A 17,722-nucleotide genomic window follows, 5' to 3' on the forward strand; every position below is an offset into this window, starting at 1 on the left:
CCGGCCATCCGCCAGGATCCCTACGTGGCCCCGTGGGTCTCGATCAGCGGCGACGATCGCCGGTCGCTGGTGCCCTCTCTCAACGCCAACTACTTCCGGGGCGACGCGGGGCGCAATTCGTCGTGGAGGCTGGGGCCGGAGCTGGACTTCAAGCTGCTGGGGCGGTTCAGCTCGGCGGTGTCGTTCAACTGGTCGCACAACATTGCCGACAACCAATGGTACGGCAATTTCACCGACTCGCTGCGCGCCACGCACTACACCTTCGCGCATCTGGACCAGACCACGACGTCGGCCACAGTGCGCCTGAACTACACCTTCTCCCCGAACGTGTCGCTGCAGACGTACCTGCAGCCGTTCGTCTCCAAGGGCACGTACAGCAGCGTGCGGCAACTGTCGGCCACGCCGGGCGCCGCCCGCTACGACGATCGCTACGCGCCGTACGACAATCCGGCCGTGACCGGCGACCCCGGCGGATTCAACTTCAAGGAGTTGCAGTCCAACGTGGTGTTCCGCTGGGAGTACAAGCCGGGCTCCACGCTGTTCGTGGTCTGGAACGAGGGGCGGCAGGGATTCGCGCCGGCGGCAGGGATCAACGGATTCCAGGGCGACGTTCGCGACCTGTTCCGCCTGCATCCGCAGAACACCTTCCTGGTGAAGATGTCGTACTGGCTGAATCGCTGAGACCAGCGCGCGGTAGCCGGCGGGCCGTGGGGGCAGCGAGCATGCGAAAGGCGGGCGGCACCAGAGGTGCCGCCCGCCTTCGCGTTCACGACGGTGAGCCCGAGGTCAGCTCTTGGCCGCCATCCTCCGGACCACGTTCTCCAGCAGCCGGACCCGCTTCACGTCGCTGGAGCCCTTGACGTCGCCGGCGAGTTCTCCGGCGAGCTTCTTCAGCGTGCCGGCGCGCTTGGCGCCGCTCGCCTGCTCGGCCTCATTCAACGCGTCCGCGATCGCGGTCCGGCGCGTGGCCGAGAGCCCGTCGTCGCGCGTCAGCTGATCGAGATAGGCGCGCGCCACGGGGAACGCAGCCGGCCACACGAGGCGCGGCTGGTCCTGCGGGTTGAGCTGCTCGAAGCGCACCAGATTCGCGGCGTCGATCTCGTTCTGCGTGAGGTCGGCCGTGGGCGTGAGCTTGAACACGTCGAGCCCGCGCGCGATCTCGGAACCGTACAGGTATCCATTGTAGTAGTACGCCGACCAGTAGCCGCCGAGCACCATCTTGGTGGAGTCGATGGGGCCGCGGTCGTAGTAGGCGATCTCCTTGGGGTGGGCGGGGTCGGTGAAGTCGAAGATCGACACGCCGCCCTGATACCACGCCTGCGACATGATGTCGCGGCCGGGCACGGGAACGAGGCCGCCGTTGTGGGCCACGCAGTTCTCATCCTCGGTCTGCGCCGCCGGCATCTTGAAGTAGCCCACGTGGGTGAGCTTGTCGTGCTTGAGCGTGAAGATCGCGTCGGCGCCCCAGTCGATGGGATCGGTGGCGCGGCACTTGGGCTGCGTGCCGCCGCCCCACTCGTCGGTGAAGATGAGCTTGGAGGCGTCGTTGCTGAACGTGGCCGAGTGCCAGAAGGAGAAGTTGGAATCGGCCACGGCCTGGATCCGCACCGGGTGCAGCGGGTCCTTGATGTTGAGCAGCAGGCCGTACCCGGAGCAGGCGCCGCCGGCGAGGCCCGCGGCGGGATAGACGGTGATGTCGTGGCACTGCGACGGTCCGCCCGGCGGGCCGAAGCTGGGGAGGCTGAACTTGATGCCCATGGCCTGGAGCGAGTCGGAGAGCATCGACACCTGCTTGGCGTCGGTGCGCTCGGCGAACATCAGGCCGGCCAGCCGCATGGCGTGCGCCGAGTCGGCGGCCGAGGTATTGGGGGGCATCTTGGGTCCGAACCGGGGCGGGATGCGCGCCGCGGCGCCGTTGGCCGTGTCGGCGTACGCCACGCCGTGCGTGGGCGGAGCCAGCAGGTCATTGAAGATGCGCGCCGAACTCACGATGCGCGCCTGTTCCGGGTGCGCCAGCGGCACGCGGATGACCTCGATGCGGAAGAGCGCGGTGTTGGGGTCGGTGATGTCGCCGCCCTCGCACCCCTTCATCTCATTCTTGGAGCGCACCGGGGCGAGCCCCGACACGTACACGTAGACGATGCCCTTGTTCTTGGGGTCGGGCACCAGCGTGTGCGTGTGCGAGCCGCGGCAGGTCTGCACGTCGGCCACCTGCTTGGGATGGGCCGGATCGGCGATGTCGAAGATGCGGATGCCGAGCATCCGCTGTTTGCTCACGCTGTCCTGGACCCCTTGGGTGCCGCAGTCGAGGCGGCTGCCCCGGTTCTCGGCCGAGACGAAGAGCAGGTGCCCGTACACGGAGACGTCACCCTGCTCGGTGAAACAGACGTCGGCGTCCACGAGCGTGGGATCGAGCGGGTTGGCGATGTCCCAGATCTGGATGCCGCTGAAGTTGCCCTGGAAGGCGTAGTGGCCGCCAAAGGCCATGTCGGAATTGGCGTACGTCAGTCCACCCGGATCCATGGGATGGAAGATGTCCGGCTTGTTGCGATGGGCGACGAGGTCGAGCCCTTTCGCGGCGACGCCGGCGTCATAGAGGCCGGCTCTGAGCCCGACGCGCGGGTCGTGGGTGTTGGACTGGGCGACGGCGGGCCGGGCCGCGACGAGCGCGGCCGCGGCGAACAGCGTGGCCCACACGATGGAGGATCGACGGAAGGCGGGTCGGTGTTGTGTCATTTGGCTGGACTCGAGGTGAGCGTGGTCAACATGGCCTGCATACGAGCAATCTCGACGCGCTGGCCGGCGTCAATATCCGTGGCGTAGCCGGAGATCTCGGGCTGCTCCCCCGCGCCCGGCGTCTTGAAGAGGTCGGCGACCATGGCGATGGCGCCCTGGTGGTGCCGGATCATTCCCGTGAGGTACAGTCGATCGAACGCCGTGCCGTGCGCGGCGTCGAGCTGCCGCATCTGCTCGGCGCTCAGCATGCCGGACATCATCATCGGGTCCGGACCCATGTCCATGCCCGGCATGTTCATGGGGCTCGAGTCGTGTACCGGACCGGCGTGAGGCGACAGCATGTGCAGCGGGTCGGGCGCCGGCAGATGGCGATCCATCAGCCAGTGCTGCATCAGCTTGATCTCGTCGTATTGCGACAGCGCGATGCGCTTGCACAGAATCTGGAGGTCGTGCCGAGCGCCGTGGGTGGGCGCCCATTCGGACATCACCACCGCCTGCGCGTGATGGATGATCATTCCCTGCATGAACATGACGTCGGCGTCGGTATAGTCCTTGCGGACCGGCTTGGGCGTCTGGGCCGGCAATCGCGCGGCGATGATTCCAAGCGCGAACAGACCGACGGCGAGCGGCAGCGCTCTCGAGCGCCGTCGCTGTGGCACAGCTTTCATGGGATCCCCAGGGCGCGGAAAGGACGTGCAATCGTAATGGCGCCGGTCGCTTGGCGCCACCCGGGGGGCCAGGGCAGGGCGATTCCCATGCGTGCCGCCCGCGCCGTCCGGGGGTGCTGCATGGCTGCCGCCACTGTGGTAAGCTTGGATCTGGGGGTGTGGGGCGAGGGACCAGGCGGGGGCCGCGTCAAGAAACCTTTGTCCGGCGGATGGCATCTTGAACCGGGCGCCGGACCCACCGCGCGGCGCGAGGCTGGGTGTGGTTTCGTTACAGAATCGTGGTTGGCCGGGTGGCGCGGCGCCCGTAACTTGATACCGTGGTTCGCCATATGCGCAGATGGTTACATACTCGTGCTTCGAACGCCGTTCATGGAGAGAGGATCGTGATGAACATTCGTCATGTGGTGTTGTCGCTGGCCGCCGCCGTGGGGCTCTCGTCCACCGCCGCCGCCCAGCAGCCCGCCGGCTTCTGGACCAAGCCCGCGATCAAGGACTTCGGCCCGGTGCACGTGTGGCCCGAAGCGGTGGTTCGCCCCGACGCCAAGACCACCTACAAGGCGGTGTTCGACGTCACGCAGGGCAGCCCCACGTCCGACAAGGTGAACCCGGGCCTCGACCACGTGGCGCGCACGGTCAACGTGTTCGCCGCCGCCGGCACGCCGGTCAGCCATCTCAAGTTCGCCGTGATCATCCATGGCGGGGCCACGCCGATCGTGCTCGACGACAAGACCTTCCAGGCCAAGTTCGGCCATCCCAATCCCGACCTCGCGGTGATCGAAGCGCTGAAGAAGGCCGGCGTCGAACTCCTGGTGTGCGGCAACGCGCTGGGCGACATGCAGTACACGCCGGCCGAGGTCAATCCGAACGTCAAGGTGGCCCTGTCCGCGCTGTCCACGCTGATCATTCTGCAGGACGAGGGCTACGCGCTCATCCGCATGTAACGCGCGCCGCCATCCGACCACGGAGCCATCCATCATGAGCCGGTATCGCACGTCCTGGCTTGCCGCATCGTTGTGCGTTCTCGGAGCGGCCGGCGGTTGCGCCCGCCGCGGCGCCGATTCCGGCAAGCCGGCGTCGGCGCCAACGTACGACCAGAGCGTGTACCCGCCCTGGTCGCACGGCGACAACAATCCGGCGCTGGTCAGGGGGCTCGAGTTCACCGTGCCCGAGGTGGACAACCTGCCGGATTTCCACGGCAGTCTGGACGATCCGCAGTTGGTGATCTTCGTGGGCGGCAACTACTACTTTGCCATGGCGCCGCTGGTGAAGGCGTTCGAGGCGCAGCATCCCGACCTGCGCGGCAAGCTGTACTACATCACCATCCCGCCGGGCCTGTTGGTCAAGATGATGGACGCGGGCAACACCATCACCGTGGGCAACATGACGTGGACGGTGGCGCCCGATGTCTATGCCGCGGGGCTGAAGAAGGTGGACGAGCAGATCCAGGCCGGCAAGCTCGTGGGGCCGGCGGTGCCGTACGCCACCAACGATCTGACCATCATGGTGCCCAAGGGCAATCCGGCGGGCATCAGCACCGTGGCCGATCTCGGCAAGCCCGACGTGCGCCTGGTGATGCCGAATCCGGCGTGGGAGGGCGTGGCGCGGCAGATCGAGAGCACGTTGAACAAGGCGGGCGGGCCGGCGCTGACGCAGATGGTGTACGACACCAAGGTCAAGAACGGTCGCACGGTGCTCACGCAGATCCATCACCGGCAGTCACCGCTGTTCCTGATGCAGGGGCGGGCGGATGCCGGCATCACCTGGAAGTCGGAAGCGATCTTCCAGGAGGAGGCCGGCCATCCGATCAGCCACGTGGACATCCCCGCCGAGTACAACACCACCGCGGTGTACGCCGCGGCGATGGTGAAGGGCGCCAAGCATCCCGCGGCGGCCAGGGCCTGGCTGGAGTTTCTGCGTTCGCCGGCGGCGCTCGCGATCTTCCAACGCTACGGCTTCAAGCCGGCGCCGGCCGATGCGAAGCAGGAGTGACGCGGTGACCGGCGCGCGGCGCGGCCTCTGGCGCGTGGCGGCCATCGCGGCGATCGCACTACCCGCGTCGGCGGCGATGGCACAGGTGGCGTCGCCGGCGCTCGGCGCGGCGGCGATCGTCCAGCAGGGCAACGGACGCGGCGCGCCGGCATGCATCAGCTGTCACGGGCCGCAGCTGCAGGGCATTGCCGCGATGGCGGCGCCGCGCCTGGCCGGCCAGAGCGCGGCGTACGTGGTGGCGCAGCTCGACGCCTTTGCCAGCGGCGCGCGCAAGAATCCGATCATGCTGCCGGTGGCCACGGCGCTCTCGCCGGCCGAACGGCAATCGCTGGCCGAGTACGTGAGCGGCCTCGCGGCGGCGGCAGCCGGACCGGCGCCGGCTCCGGTGGCGGGCGTTGCGCTGGGCCAGGCGCTGGCCACGCGCGGGCGGTGGTCCAGCGGCCTGCCCACGTGCGACCAGTGTCATGGACCGGGCGGCGTGGGCGTGGGCAGCGCGTTCCCGCCGTTGGCGGGTCAGCCGGCGGTGTATCAGGTCAATCAACTGCACGCGTGGCAGCAGGGAACGCGTCCGCCCGGCCCGCTGGGGCTGATGTCCACGATCGCCGGCAAGCTGTCGGAGGCGGATATCCAGGCGGTGTCCGCGTACTACCAATCCCGGCCGGCCACGGTGCCGGCCGCCAGGGCGGGCCGGCCATGAGAGCTTCCATATGGTTGCGGGGCGCCGTGGCGGCGCTGGTCGTTGCCGGCGGCATCTACTATTTCAGGTCCCGGTCTCCCGCACCGGCGCCGCCGCCCGTCGTGACGCCGCCAGCCGGGGCGCGGGCCGGCCAGTTCGCCCCGCCCCCGGATTCGGCGATCCCGAACGACGAGTTCGGCCGCGAGGTGCGGCGCGGCAAACAGATCTTCGAGCAGACCGGCGTGTACGCCGGGCAGTACACCGGCAACGTGCTCAACTGCTCCAACTGTCACCTCGACGCCGGCCGGTTGGCGAACTCGGCGCCGCTGTGGGCGGCGTACGTGAGCTATCCCGCGTATCGCAGCAAGAACAAGCACGTGAACACGTTCGAGGAGCGCATGCAGGGCTGCTTCCGGTTCAGCATGAACGGCAAGGCGCCGCCGCTGGGCGACTCCGTGCTGGTGGCGGTGGAGAGCTACGCGTACTGGCTGAGCACGGGCGCGCGGGTGAACGAGGCGATCGCGGGGCGCGGATATCCGCCGGTGCCGAAGCCGGCGCTGGCGCCCGACTACGCGCGCGGCGGGGCGGTGTTCGCGCAGCATTGCGCGGTGTGTCACGGACCGGACGGCCAGGGCCAGCGCGCGGCGGGCGCCCAGGTGTTTCCGCCGCTGTGGGGACCGCAGTCGTTCAATTGGGGCGCCGGCATGGCCACGCTCACCAACGCCGCTGCATTCATCAAAGCCAACATGCCGCTCGGCCTGGGCGGCACGCTGAGCGACCAGGACGCGTGGGACGTGGCGATGTTCATGGACGGCCACGAGCGGCCGCAGGACCCGCGGTTCCAGGGCACGGTGGCGCAGACGCGCGCGCAGCACCACGATTCGCCCATGGATCCGTACGGCACGACGGTGAACGGGGTGCTGCTGGGCGAGCACTCGGTGCCGGCCGGCGGCAGCACGCGACGCTGAGTGGGGCACGGCGGGCTCCGGGCATTGGCCGGAGCCTCCCATGGTGATAACCTTCGGGTGCGTCGTCCGTTCACCGAAGCCCGCCCCGAGGTCATTCCCTTTGCAGAAGAAGCGCGCCATCGCTCTCCAGCAGGCATGGGGCGGGAAGCCGTGTCCGCATCCGGCGTTCGCCAAGGAATACGATCTCGGAGAGCGCACGGGGAGCCATATCTGCACCCAGTGCGGAGCAACGTTCACGCACCGGCAGAAGGTGGAGCTCGTGGCGGCGCGAAGCGCGCACGATGAGAGCGCCCAGCCGTAACGTCGGGATGAACGCGGCGGACGATTCCATCCTCGACGCCTGGCGGATCAACAACCGGGTCTCGACGTTCCTGGTGGAGGCGCTGCCGGCCGGCGTGTGGAACTCCGCCGCTTCGCGGTAGGCCGTCTCTGAGCGGCGCGGCGCGGCCGGGTCATCGCTGCTTGACGGCCGCGGTCGCGTGGCCGCGTGCCTCGGCACGGATCACCAGCCCTCGCGCGGTGACGTACAATTTGCGCGCCGCCACGGAGTCGATGACGGCCGAGAGCGTCATCGCGTCGCCGATCTTGCGATTGAGCCCCTGGAGCAACAGATCCCGGCCGCGGTCGAGCGCGGGCCCCTCGGGGAGGACCGCCTTCTCGCGGAACAGCGCGCGGAGTCCTGGGGAGAGGAGCCACGAGTACATGTTGAGCAGGGGACTGTCGGTCTGGAGGTCGTAGTCCAGGTCGGGCATCACGATCGCCTTCCGGACGGCGTCGTAGCGCGGAACGCCGGTGAGGCGCAACGTGCCCTGCGCGTCGCCGTGGAACGCGACGGTGAGCGCGAGCCGCTCCCCGGGTTCCGGCGAGACGATCAGCGAGTCGACGGTCACCGTGTGCCCCTGTTCGGTGACCGACGCTCCGCGCAGCGCGTGGCTGAGGGCGCGCGACGCGGTGGCGTAATCCACGATCCCCTCCATCAGGATGTGGAATCCGTCGGACACCGTGTCGGCGGCCAGTGGCGGGAGCGGGGGCACGGGCACCACCGGCTCTCCCTGGCCGGTGACGATCCGCGGGCGGGCGTCGAGGCCGACGTGCACGGTGAGCACGTGGCCCTTGCCGGTCACGTGGCCCACGCGTAGGCGCAGAGGGCCGAGCAGGAGCCACACGCCGTCGGTGAGGCGAATGGGGCGGTTGAGCGTGGCCCACCAGCCGGTCACCTGGGGGGTGAGATCGACGTTCCCGATCGTGCGGTCGATTGCCGGCAGCCGATCGGTGATGGCGTGGCGCGCCGCGTCGAGGATCCGGTGGGTGACATCGTAGTGCAGCAGCCGCACCTGGCAGCGATCGCGATCGGACGTCGTGGCGCGATCCACGCGAACGAGCTTGGTGTGCGCCGCCAGATGCCAGTCGGGCGTGAGGGAGAGCGGCGTGGCCAACTCGATCACGGCGCGCGGGGGACGATCGGTGGAGGTGCCGCAGCCCGCGCTCACGGTGGGGCCGATGGGCAGCTTGTAGTAGCCGCGCGCGCGGTACGTCAACGTGGCTCGCAGATGAAACACCGAGTCGATGCCGAACGCCGTGAACGGCCCGCGGTGGGCCACGTACGCGAAGTGGCGGCTGGGGTCGTCGCCCGCCTGATGCACGCTGTCCAGCGAGCCGAACTGCGTGGGCACGGCGCGTTCCACGTCGCGCAGCACCTTGGTGATGTCATAGGTGAGCGGCACGTCGAACCGCGACTCCGGAATCACCGGCGGCGGCGCGTCGGGAATGGCCGCCTGGGCGGCGGGCCTGGGCGCGGGCTTCTCGCGGCAGGCCCCGGCGGCCAGCACGACCGCGAGCAGGAGGCCCCAGCGGGCGGCGCGCATCATCGTGGCGACCAGCTCAGCAGATTGGACGGCGCCGCTCCCGCGCGCGCGCGCGCGACATCGGCCGGCTCCTGCCAGAGCAGTTGCGAACGATCGGCGGAGCTGAAGCGCAACTCCCATCGCGCGCCCCCGGGGGGGCGGTTGAGGGGCACGGCCAGGTCGAGCCGATACGTCCGCTTGCCCCCGGCGGGGAATGCGCTGAGCAGCGACACGCCGACGGCGGTGTGCACGCCGGTGGTGACGCCGTAGGGCACGTCGCCGGCCCAGAGCTTGCCGGCATCGACGAACGCGCCGACGGCGAAGTCGGCGCGCGGCGTGAGCGGCCGGAGGAGCCGGCGCTCCTCCACGCGCAGGACGGCTCGCCGCCCGCCGGCAAACGTCGCGTTGGGGTATCCGGGCAGTCCGCCGTCATGATCGCGAAACGTGAGTTGCAGCGGGAACGCGAGATGCTGGATGGCCGAGAGGTCGAGGCTCACCACCTGCGTGGTCAGGTCCACGGGTTTGGCGTACCACGCGAGCCGGCCGTTGCCCACGACCCCGTCCCAGCGGTGGGAGGCGCGGTCGGAGCGGCCTTCGCCGTTGAATCGCACCGTGGCGAACGAATGCCGGCCGCCGAGTCCCGCGTACACGTCGGCCGAGAGAAAGATGTCGCTGTTGAGGGTGGACGAGAACATGCTCGGTCCGGCCATCGCGGCGAACTGGACGCCACGGCCCACGTCCTGGGTGGCGGTGAGGGCATCGAACCCGCGGACGGTCACGAAGCGCAGGGCCCGCAGGCCGCCGATGGCCGTGATCCGGGTGACGCGGAACGCGGGAAAGCGGCCGCCGAGCGCCGTGTCCACCGGCACCGTGACCAGGCCCGAGTCGGAGATGATCACCGGGCCGGCGCCGGTGTGCACGTCCTCGCCGATCAACGCGGCGCCCACAACGCCCACGATCCGTCCGCTCCCGATGCGCGTGACGGCGCCGATGTCGTACGTGGAGCGGCGCACGGAGAGCGCGAGGTCCTCGCCCGCCGGGCGAATCACGGGGTAGTAGGCCCGTATGGCCTGGGCGCCCGTGTGGAACGCGTTCCACTCCAGGTCGGTGAGGAACGGATGCGCGAACTCCAGGGACCATCCGCCGCCCAGCGGGTAGCGTTGGGCGCTCACGGCGAGCGTGTACGGGCGACCGAAGGCGCCGTATTGCACTGCGCGCACGCCGAATCCGGACCGGTACGCGAGTCCGCGTTCGGCGCTGAGCGCGATGGTGAGTCCCGTGCCGGATACATTCTCGCTTCCGATCGTGAGCCGTTCCGGGGCCAGGCCGCGCATGCGGATGCCGGCGAGCACCGGCAGTTCGTCCTCGGTCCGCACGTCCACGCGCACGCGGCCGGGCCCGTCGGGCACGGTGCGCACGGTGGCCGAGGCCAGGTACGGTTGGAGGCGGAGAAGCCGTTCCGACTCGCTCCGGTCGCGCTCGGTGCATCGCCGGCCCACGACGAGCAGCAGATACGCCATGACCACGCGAGGTTGCGTGACCGTGAAATGCAGCCCCGCGACATCGGCCAGCCCACGCCACGACGCGGCGATGCCCTGGAGCCCCGCCGGCGACGAGTGGATCTCGATGGCGGTGACCGTGTCGCCGTCGCAGCGGCGATCGCGATCCGTGGGCGCGCGTTGCGCCGCGGCCGGTGCGATGGCCGCGAGCGCCATCACGCCAAGCAGGAGACCGGTGTTGCAGACCCGGACGCCGCTAGGCATGGCGCGGATCGCGTGGATGCGGTGGTGACCGCGGCGTGTGTGTTCGACTCACTGCACCTGGTCCGTGGTGTCCGGATCACCGAACCAGTACCCCTGGCGATGGTAGTGGCGGTGCAGCCGGGTCTCGTAGTCGCGCGTGACCAACAACTGATCCGTGTATTCCGGAGACTCTCTGACCGTCTCGCCAGACAGCGTGACGAACACTTCTCCGGCATCCCAATTCACGCGCTGGATCCATTGCGGGGACACGAGCACGCGTCTGCCCGGCCACCAGTTCCGGGTACTCACGACAAGATAGCGAATGGCCCACGTTTCCTCGTCGATGATGAAGTCCTCGATGTGGCCCATCTCGCCGTCGGTGGCCTGGATGTAGTAGCCGTTCACGTCGCTGGTCGTGCGCAACTGCCGCTGCCACGCTCTCCCGTCGGTGGGCGCCGCGCGCCACCGTTTCCGGTCACGTTCGATATGCGGCTGGCGCCCCCACGTGTATGGGCCGCACCAGTACCGCGGCCATCCGTGGAAGCCGTGATAGGCCTCCTCGAATTGCTGCGAGATGGGCTGCTCGCTGCTCAGGCAGGGGCTCTCCTCGATCTGACCCTTGGTCAGATCGAGGACGAAGCGATGCCGCTCGCGACTCACCGCGCTGAGCGCGTACGGGGAGATCAGCACCTGACGTCCGGCAAGCCAGGCCCCCGTATCGGCCACGAGGTAGCGGATTGTCCAATGCTGGTCGTCGAAGTAGAACGTCTTGACCGTTCCGATCTCCCCATTGGCGCTGCTCAGCTTGTAGCGCTGCAAGGTCCTGGCTTTGTCCAGCATGGGAGCACCCTGTGCATTGGCGGTATATCGGACAATACCTGCCGGCGGAGCCGGCCCATATCAGTCAAAGGGGTGACAATTGGGCTAGCCCCAAAGGGGGATCGCGCCGCCGGGGGCGGGGTCCAATCGGCTCGTATCGCCTTCTAGACCACGAACATCGCGATGCCGGCGGCGAACATGGCCACGGTCGTGAAGCCCACGACCGCGCGCGCCAGCCACGAACTGGGCTGGCCGCGCATCAGCTTGCGATCCGACGCCGCGTGGAGGATGCCGAGCATCAGGAACGGGGCCAGCAGGCCATTGATCACCGCGGTCCAGTAGAGCGCCTTCACCGGACTGATGCCCACGAAACCCATGGAAATGCCGAGCGCGATCGACACGCCGACGACTGCGTAGAAGGCGCGTGCCCGCGTGAACTTCTGGTCTATGCCCTGGCGCCAGTCGAACGTTTCCGCGAACGCATATGCGGCGGAACCGGCGAGCGTCGGGATGGCCAGCAATCCGGTGCCGACGATGCCGATCGTGTAGAGCAGCATCGCGAAGCGGCCCGCCAGCGGGCGGAGCGCGGCCGCGACGTCGGCCGACGTGGCGAGGTTGGTCTGGCCGTGGGCGTGCAGCGTGCTGGCCGTGGTCACGATGATGAAGAACATCGCGACGTTGGAAAAGAGCGTGCCGAGTCCGATGTCGATCTTCCGATCGCCGATCTGCGTCTTGGTGGCTCCCTGGCGCGCCCGGAGGGTGAGCTGGCCGGCCGCCTTCTCCTCCTCCACTTCCTGCGACGCCTGCCAGAAGAAGAGGTAGGGGCTGATCGTCGTTCCGAGAATCGCGACCAGCATGCCCCAGGCGGCTCGCCCGTGCGGCAGTTGCGGCACGGCCGCCGCCCGCAGCACCATCCCCCAGTCGGGATGGACATCGATGGCGGCCACCACGTAGACGGCCAGGATCAACGCCAGCCACTTGAGCGTATTGGCGATGACCGCATAGCGCAGCCGGATCGTCGCGACGGTGATCCCGATGCCGAATGCCAGCACCCAGAGGAACGCCGGCGCGCCGCTGAGCAGGTGCGCGGCGTCGGCCATCCCGCCCAGGTCGGCGCCGACATTGATCGTGTTGGCGATGAACAGGGCCGACGCGGCGGCGGCGAGCAGCCATCGCGGGTACTTCTGCCGGAGCGCGCCGGCGAGGCCGCGACCGGTGACCAACCCGATTCTGGCGCACATCATCTGGACGGACGCCATCAACGGCCAGAGCACGGGCGCGGTCCAGAGCAGCCCGGTGCCGAACTGCGCGCCGACGATGGAATACGTCGCGATGCCTGACGGATCGTCGTCGGCGGCGCCCGTGACGACGCCCGGGCCAAGCGCTGTCGCGATGCGGCGGAGCGCCGAGACCTTGGGCGGGGCAGTGGAGGGCACGGACATCCGGCGGAAGGTAGGCAGGGCGGCGTGCGACGCCGACCAGCCACCACGGGTTCGATCGACTGCCCCGTGGTGGCGGAGGATTCTCTAGAAGCCCAACCCCAGGAGGACCAGGAACGATCGCGTCTGGTAGCTGGTGGAGGTCGAGACCGTGCTCAACTTGAGATCCGTGAGCCCGTAAACGTACCGGCCTTCGATCGACAGGCCGCTCAGCACGCCGAACCGCACACCAGCGCCGATGACGCCGGAGTAGGTGATCTTCGGCCGCCCGGAATCCGGGCAGTTGCCGCTATCGGTGCCGCAATTCAATTCGTACGACGCCTGCGGGCCGGCGTACGCGAACGGCGAGATCGGCCCGGTGGGGAGGGCCAGGCGGAGGTAGACCGGGACGTCGATGTAGTCCAGGTGGCGCGAGTCGCCGGCCACCGTGCTCGTGACGCCGCGTTGCGCATAGAGCCCTTCGATGCCGAAGCCGACCATGCCGCCCGTGGCCGCGGACAACCCGAGCGCGAAACCGGACCGCTGCGTGACGGATCCCGGGAGTGCGCCGCTATTGGACACGTTCCCGTACGACATCCCGCCCTTGATGCCCAGTCCGCCGTCCTGCGCGCGCGCGACGGCACTCGTTCCCGCCAGGAGGAGGAACCCGATGACTGCGAAGGACCGTTTCATTTGCCATCCGCCTTCTTCATGATCTTCTCGCCGGCATCCTTGAGATGTTGGCCTGCGTCGTGGGCGTGCTCGGCGGCCTTCTTCGCTACGTCGTGGGCGCGTTCGGCGGCCTTCTCCGCTACGTTGTGGGCGTGCTCGGCGGCCTTGTCCGCTACGCGATGCGTCGCGCCGGCGACGCCGTCGATCGCCTTGTCCGCGGTGTGCTTGGCGCTGTCGGCGACGCCGTCGATCTTGTCGTGGATAGCTTCTTTGTGCGATGACATGTTGCCCTCTCAGGTAGAAATGCGGCGCGATCGCGGTCCCGGGGTGGCGAGCGCCCCCTCCGGCGCAAACGTCCGTCGTGAATGACTAAGCGCGCTGCGTGGACACAACCATGACTCGAAGTGAGTAGTACCGACGGTCCAGTCAACACGTGCGATAGCCATTGCCGGGTGCCGTCGCGAGATTGCGGGTCTCATCATCGCGAGCGTATGCCATGGGAAAGGGCCTCAAGAAGATCCACCTGCGCGTCGCGATCGGCGGCGGCATCCTGATGGTGGCGTTCCTCGTCTGGATGTACATGATGGACGGCATGACCTATTTCGCACGCGCGCCGCGGTGATTGCCGGAGGGCGTCCGGATCGGCATGTTCTATCGGCCCAACGACCCGGATAGCCCATGAACACCCGTCGCCAGTTCCTCATCCAAGCGCCGATCGGCCTGCTCGGCGTGCTCGCCGCGTGCCGCGGCGATGAACAGAAACCCGTCGCCAACCAGACCACGCCCGGCGCGCCGACGGCGTTCAACACCGGGCCCGCGGTGGGTCCCGACGTGTCACCCGCGACGTTCGCCGAAGCGGAGAAGCTGGCGCAGGTGCAGATGACCCCCGCCCAGCGCGTGATGGAGGCGGCGAGTTGGCGCACGTCGATGGCGCCGCTGCTGGAGCGGCGCACGGGGCCGCGCAAGGTGGCGCTCGAGCCGGGCCTCGCGCCGGCCACGGTGTGGAATCCCGTGCTGCCGGGCCAGACCGCGGGTCCGGCGCGCGATCGATTCGCGCGCAGCGCCCTCGATGCGGGGCCGCTGCCCACGGGCGACGAGGACATCGCCTTCGCGCCGGTCATGCGCCTCTCGCGCTGGATCGAGACGCGCAAGCTCACGTCGGAGCGGCTTACCAACATCTATCTGGAGCGGATCAAGCGGCTCAATCCGAAGATCAACTGCATCATCACGCTGACGCCCGATCTGGCGTTGGCGCAGGCCAAGCAGGCGGATCGCGAGATCGCGGCCGGAAAATATCGCGGCGCGCTGCACGGGATCCCATACGGGGTCAAGGATCTGCTCGACACGGCCGGCATCCCCACGACGTACGGCGCCGAGCCGTACCGCAATCGCGTTCCGGCGGCGGACTCAGCGGTGGTCAAGCGGTTGACCGATGCGGGGGCGGTGCTCGTGGCCAAGCTCAGCATGGGCGCGCTGGCGCTCAACGACATCTGGTTTGGCGGACAGACGATGAACCCGTGGTTGTTGCAGGAAGGCGCCTCGGGCTCGAGCGCGGGACCGGGCGCGGCGACCGCGGCCGGCCTGGTGGGGTTCGCGATCGGCAGCGAGACGGGCGGCAGCATCGTGAGTCCGAGCATGCGCTGCGGCGTCACGGGGCTGCGCCCCACCTATGGTCGCGTGGCGCGCACCGGCGCGATGACCCTCTGCTGGTCGCTGGACAAGCTCGGGCCCATGACGCGCAGCGTGGAGGACGCGATGCTCGTGCTGCACGCGATCAGCGGTCCCGACGCGGGCGACGTGGCGAGCGTGCCCAGCCGGCTCGACTACGACGCGGCGGCCCCGGTGAAGGGGCTGCGCGTGGGCTACTTCCCGGCGTGGATGAAGGAGAGCCCGGCCACCGACGTGGATCGCGCGTCGCTGGACGTGGTGGCGAAGCTCGGACTGGTGCCGACGCCGGTCACGATTCCCGACTGGCCGTACGATTCGCTCAACCTGATGCTCTTTGCCGAGGCTGCGGCCGCGTTCGAGGAGCTGACGCTCAGCAACCAGGTGGATCAGCTGAAGATGCAGGTGCCGGACGCCTGGCCCAACCAGTTCCGCGAGGCGCGCTTTCTCTCGGCGGTGGATTTCGTGCAGGGCGACCGGTTGCGGCGCAAGGTGGCGATGGAGATGGTGCGGGTGATGTCGCAGGTGGACCTGCTGCTGGTGCCGTCGCTGCGCGACGAGATGCTGGTGATCTCGAACAACACGGGGCACCCGTCGCTCACGCTGCGCACCGGATTCGTGGAGGTGTCGGAGGCGCGCAGCGACTGGGCGCCCGATCCGGCGCATCCGCTGCCCACGTTCTCGCCGCCGCGGCGGGTGCCGCACGGCGTGACGCTGATCGGGCGGCTGTTCGACGAGGGCACGATCGGGCGCGTGGGGCTGGCGATGGAGCGCGCGGTGAACGTGGTGGGGGAGCGGCCGCCGGGGTTCTAGCCGGCCTCTCCCGGCGGTCTTACCGTTCGATGACCTCGTCGATCCCGACGTCGGCGTACTGGCCGCCCTTGATCTGGTGCACGTGCACGGCGAGCGTGTTCGTGCCCGCCCGCAGCGCCGCGATGGCGCGGGCATCGAGCGGCAGCCGCACGTAGCCGCCGGTATATCCGCTGAATTGGGCGACGAGCGTGCCGTTGAGATAGACGTCGGCGTCGTCGTCGTGCGCGATGTTCCAGTAGGGATCGGCGAGCGCGGCCGACGGGAGGTCGAACGTGCGCCGCATCCAGATGTCGGCCGTGTTCCAGGTGGTGCGCACCACCGATCCCGGCGTGCCCTTGGTGCCGAAGCCCGCGTTGCCCTGCGACCAGCCGGCGTCGTCGAAGTTGGCGCGCATCCAGTCGGGGGGAGGCGCGGCGGTGGTGTACCGCCAGGCGTGCGGGGTCTGTTCCGACGTCGGCACCACGGGGCGCACGGTGGGCATCGGTCCGAACAGGCGCGCGGCTTCGGCCGACGCGGCGGCGGGATCCTGTTTCACGATCGCGCGGTCGTACGTCATCAACCCGTTGACCTCGACCTCGACGTCGGTGGTCTGGGTGTACACCGCGGCGGCGAGCCCCTGCGCTTCGAGAAGGCGCAGCTGATTGAGCAGTTGGCCGTAGGCCGGGCGCAGCGCGAAGGTGTCGGCAAAGGTGCGGTAGCCCCAGTTGTTCTTGGGTAGCCAGGTGTGCCCGTCGAGGGGGAGCCCGAGTCCGCCGAACTCGCCGAGCACGGCGGCGCGGAACTTCTCCACCGGCGGCATCGCCGGGCCGGGGTAGGCATGGATGTCCACCACGTCGCCCACGCCGTGGTCAGTCCAGCCGGTGGCGCTGTTCACCAGGCGGGTGGGGTCGTACTGCGTGATCCAGGCGGTGATGCGCCGGGTGTGGAACTGTCCCCAGCCTTCGTTGAACGGCACCCACATCACGATGGACGGATGATCGCGCAGGGCGTCGATCATGCGGTGGAGCTCGGTCCGGAACTCCGCCTGCGCGGCGGGCGTCTTGTTCTCGCCGCTGGGCATGTCCTGCCACACCAGCACGCCGACGCTGTCGGCCAGGTGGTACCAGCGGTCGGGCTCTACCTTGACGTGCTTGCGGATCATGTTGAAGCCGAGCCGTTTGGTCATGACGATGTCGTTGAGCATCGCGGCTTCGGTGGGTGGCGTGTAGAGGCCGTCGGGCCACCACCCCTGGTCGAGCGGTCCGTATTCGAACAGCGGCTTGTTGTTGAGGAAGAGGCGGCGGTAGCCCGCCGAGTCGGTGCCGACGGCGATCTTGCGCATGCCGAAGTAGCTGCGCACGGTGTCGCCGGTGGCGAGCGAGATGTACAGGCTGTAGAGGAACGGATCGGACGGCGACCAGAGGTGCGGATGCGGGATGTGGACGACGAGCGGCCGGCCCGGCCGCCCCATGTTGACGTTGATTTCCTCGTCGCCGGATCCCACGCTCGTGCCGACCCAGGCGCCGGGCGCCGCGTTGGCCACGTCGATGTTCAGCGTCACCGTGCTGTCGTCGATGTCCGGCGTGGCCACGACGCGCGTGATGTACGCGGCGGGCACCGGCTCGAGCCACACCGTCTGCCAGATGCCGGTGACGGCGCTGTACCAGATGCTGTGCGGACGGAGCACCTGCTTGCCGCGGGGCTGCTCGCCGCGGTCGGTGGGGTCCCAGACG

General features: G+C 69.0%; 17 protein-coding genes. 8 read left to right on the plus strand and 9 right to left on the minus strand.

Going from position 1 to position 17,722, the window contains the following annotated elements; translation table 11 throughout:
* A partial coding sequence (locus VNE60_03030) for a DUF5916 domain-containing protein (protein HVB30482.1) occupies nt 1-681 on the plus strand: 681 nt, incomplete at its 5' end.
* Nucleotides 682-786: 105 nt separating this feature from the next.
* On the opposite strand, the gene VNE60_03035 is transcribed toward VNE60_03030, so the two are convergent.
* The gene (locus tag VNE60_03035) at nt 787-2,736 is read right to left on the minus strand and encodes a hypothetical protein (GenBank protein HVB30483.1); all 1,950 of its coding nucleotides are present in this window, start codon (nt 2,734-2,736) and stop codon (nt 787-789) included.
* Complete coding sequence (locus VNE60_03040) at nt 2,733-3,404, minus strand: DUF305 domain-containing protein (protein HVB30484.1); 672 nt, start codon at nt 3,402-3,404, stop codon at nt 2,733-2,735. Before VNE60_03040 ends, VNE60_03035 begins: the two co-directional genes overlap by 4 nt.
* Nucleotides 3,405-3,790: 386 nt before the next feature.
* Between VNE60_03040 and VNE60_03045 the strand changes: the two genes are divergently transcribed.
* The 5 genes from VNE60_03045 (at nt 3,791) to VNE60_03065 (ending at nt 7,459) form a co-directional block, all read left to right on the plus strand.
* A complete protein-coding gene (locus VNE60_03045) occupies nt 3,791-4,345 on the plus strand; it encodes a DsrE family protein (GenBank protein HVB30485.1) in 555 nt (184 codons plus the stop codon).
* Between the two features lie 34 nt (nt 4,346-4,379).
* On the plus strand, nt 4,380-5,393 hold the full coding sequence (locus tag VNE60_03050; GenBank protein HVB30486.1) for a substrate-binding domain-containing protein: 1,014 nt from the start codon (nt 4,380-4,382) through the stop codon (nt 5,391-5,393).
* Between the two features lie 4 nt (nt 5,394-5,397).
* On the plus strand, nt 5,398-6,090 hold the full coding sequence (locus VNE60_03055; GenBank protein ID HVB30487.1) for a c-type cytochrome: 693 nt from the start codon (nt 5,398-5,400) through the stop codon (nt 6,088-6,090).
* Entirely contained in the window at nt 6,087-7,037 is a 951-nt protein-coding gene (locus VNE60_03060) for a c-type cytochrome (protein ID HVB30488.1), read from the plus strand. The genes VNE60_03055 and VNE60_03060 overlap by 4 nt, the downstream gene beginning before the upstream one ends.
* Nucleotides 7,038-7,318: 281 nt before the next feature.
* Nucleotides 7,319-7,459, plus strand: coding sequence for a hypothetical protein (locus VNE60_03065; protein HVB30489.1), 141 nt, complete (start codon nt 7,319-7,321; stop codon nt 7,457-7,459).
* A gap of 30 nt (nt 7,460-7,489) precedes the next feature.
* Here the strand turns inward: VNE60_03065 and VNE60_03070 are convergent, their stop codons facing one another.
* The 6 genes from VNE60_03070 to VNE60_03095 all read right to left on the minus strand — a co-directional run bounded on the left by VNE60_03070 (nt 7,490) and on the right by VNE60_03095 (nt 13,816).
* Entirely contained in the window at nt 7,490-8,905 is a 1,416-nt protein-coding gene (locus VNE60_03070) for a DUF4403 family protein (GenBank protein HVB30490.1), read from the minus strand.
* On the minus strand, nt 8,902-10,644 hold the full coding sequence (locus tag VNE60_03075; protein ID HVB30491.1) for a hypothetical protein: 1,743 nt from the start codon (nt 10,642-10,644) through the stop codon (nt 8,902-8,904). Before VNE60_03075 ends, VNE60_03070 begins: the two co-directional genes overlap by 4 nt.
* Before the next feature lie 48 nt (nt 10,645-10,692).
* Complete coding sequence (locus VNE60_03080) at nt 10,693-11,463, minus strand: PRC-barrel domain-containing protein (protein HVB30492.1); 771 nt, start codon at nt 11,461-11,463, stop codon at nt 10,693-10,695.
* A 143-nt stretch (nt 11,464-11,606) separates the two neighbouring features.
* Nucleotides 11,607-12,878, minus strand: coding sequence for a divalent metal cation transporter (locus VNE60_03085; GenBank protein ID HVB30493.1), 1,272 nt, complete (start codon nt 12,876-12,878; stop codon nt 11,607-11,609).
* 90 nt (nt 12,879-12,968) lie between these two features.
* Entirely contained in the window at nt 12,969-13,553 is a 585-nt protein-coding gene (locus tag VNE60_03090; GenBank protein ID HVB30494.1) for a porin family protein, read from the minus strand.
* Nucleotides 13,550-13,816 carry a hypothetical protein gene (locus VNE60_03095; protein HVB30495.1) on the minus strand — a complete coding sequence of 89 codons (267 nt, stop codon included), beginning with the start codon at nt 13,814-13,816 and terminating at the stop codon, nt 13,550-13,552. Before VNE60_03095 ends, VNE60_03090 begins: the two co-directional genes overlap by 4 nt.
* Nucleotides 13,817-14,028: 212 nt before the next feature.
* On the opposite strand from VNE60_03095, the gene VNE60_03100 reads away from it, so the two are divergent.
* Together VNE60_03100 and VNE60_03105 are read left to right on the plus strand one after the other, a co-directional pair.
* Nucleotides 14,029-14,154, plus strand: coding sequence for a hypothetical protein (locus VNE60_03100; protein ID HVB30496.1), 126 nt, complete (start codon nt 14,029-14,031; stop codon nt 14,152-14,154).
* A 56-nt stretch (nt 14,155-14,210) separates the two neighbouring features.
* A complete protein-coding gene (locus VNE60_03105; GenBank protein ID HVB30497.1) occupies nt 14,211-16,010 on the plus strand; it encodes an amidase in 1,800 nt (599 codons plus the stop codon).
* Nucleotides 16,011-16,029: 19 nt separating this feature from the next.
* Here the strand turns inward: VNE60_03105 and VNE60_03110 are convergent.
* On the minus strand, nt 16,030-17,722 hold a 1,693-nt coding region (locus VNE60_03110; protein ID HVB30498.1), incomplete at its 5' end, for a glycoside hydrolase family 2 TIM barrel-domain containing protein.

The organism is Gemmatimonadaceae bacterium (assembly GCA_035533755.1).
GTDB lineage: Bacteria > Gemmatimonadota > Gemmatimonadetes > Gemmatimonadales > Gemmatimonadaceae > JAGWRI01.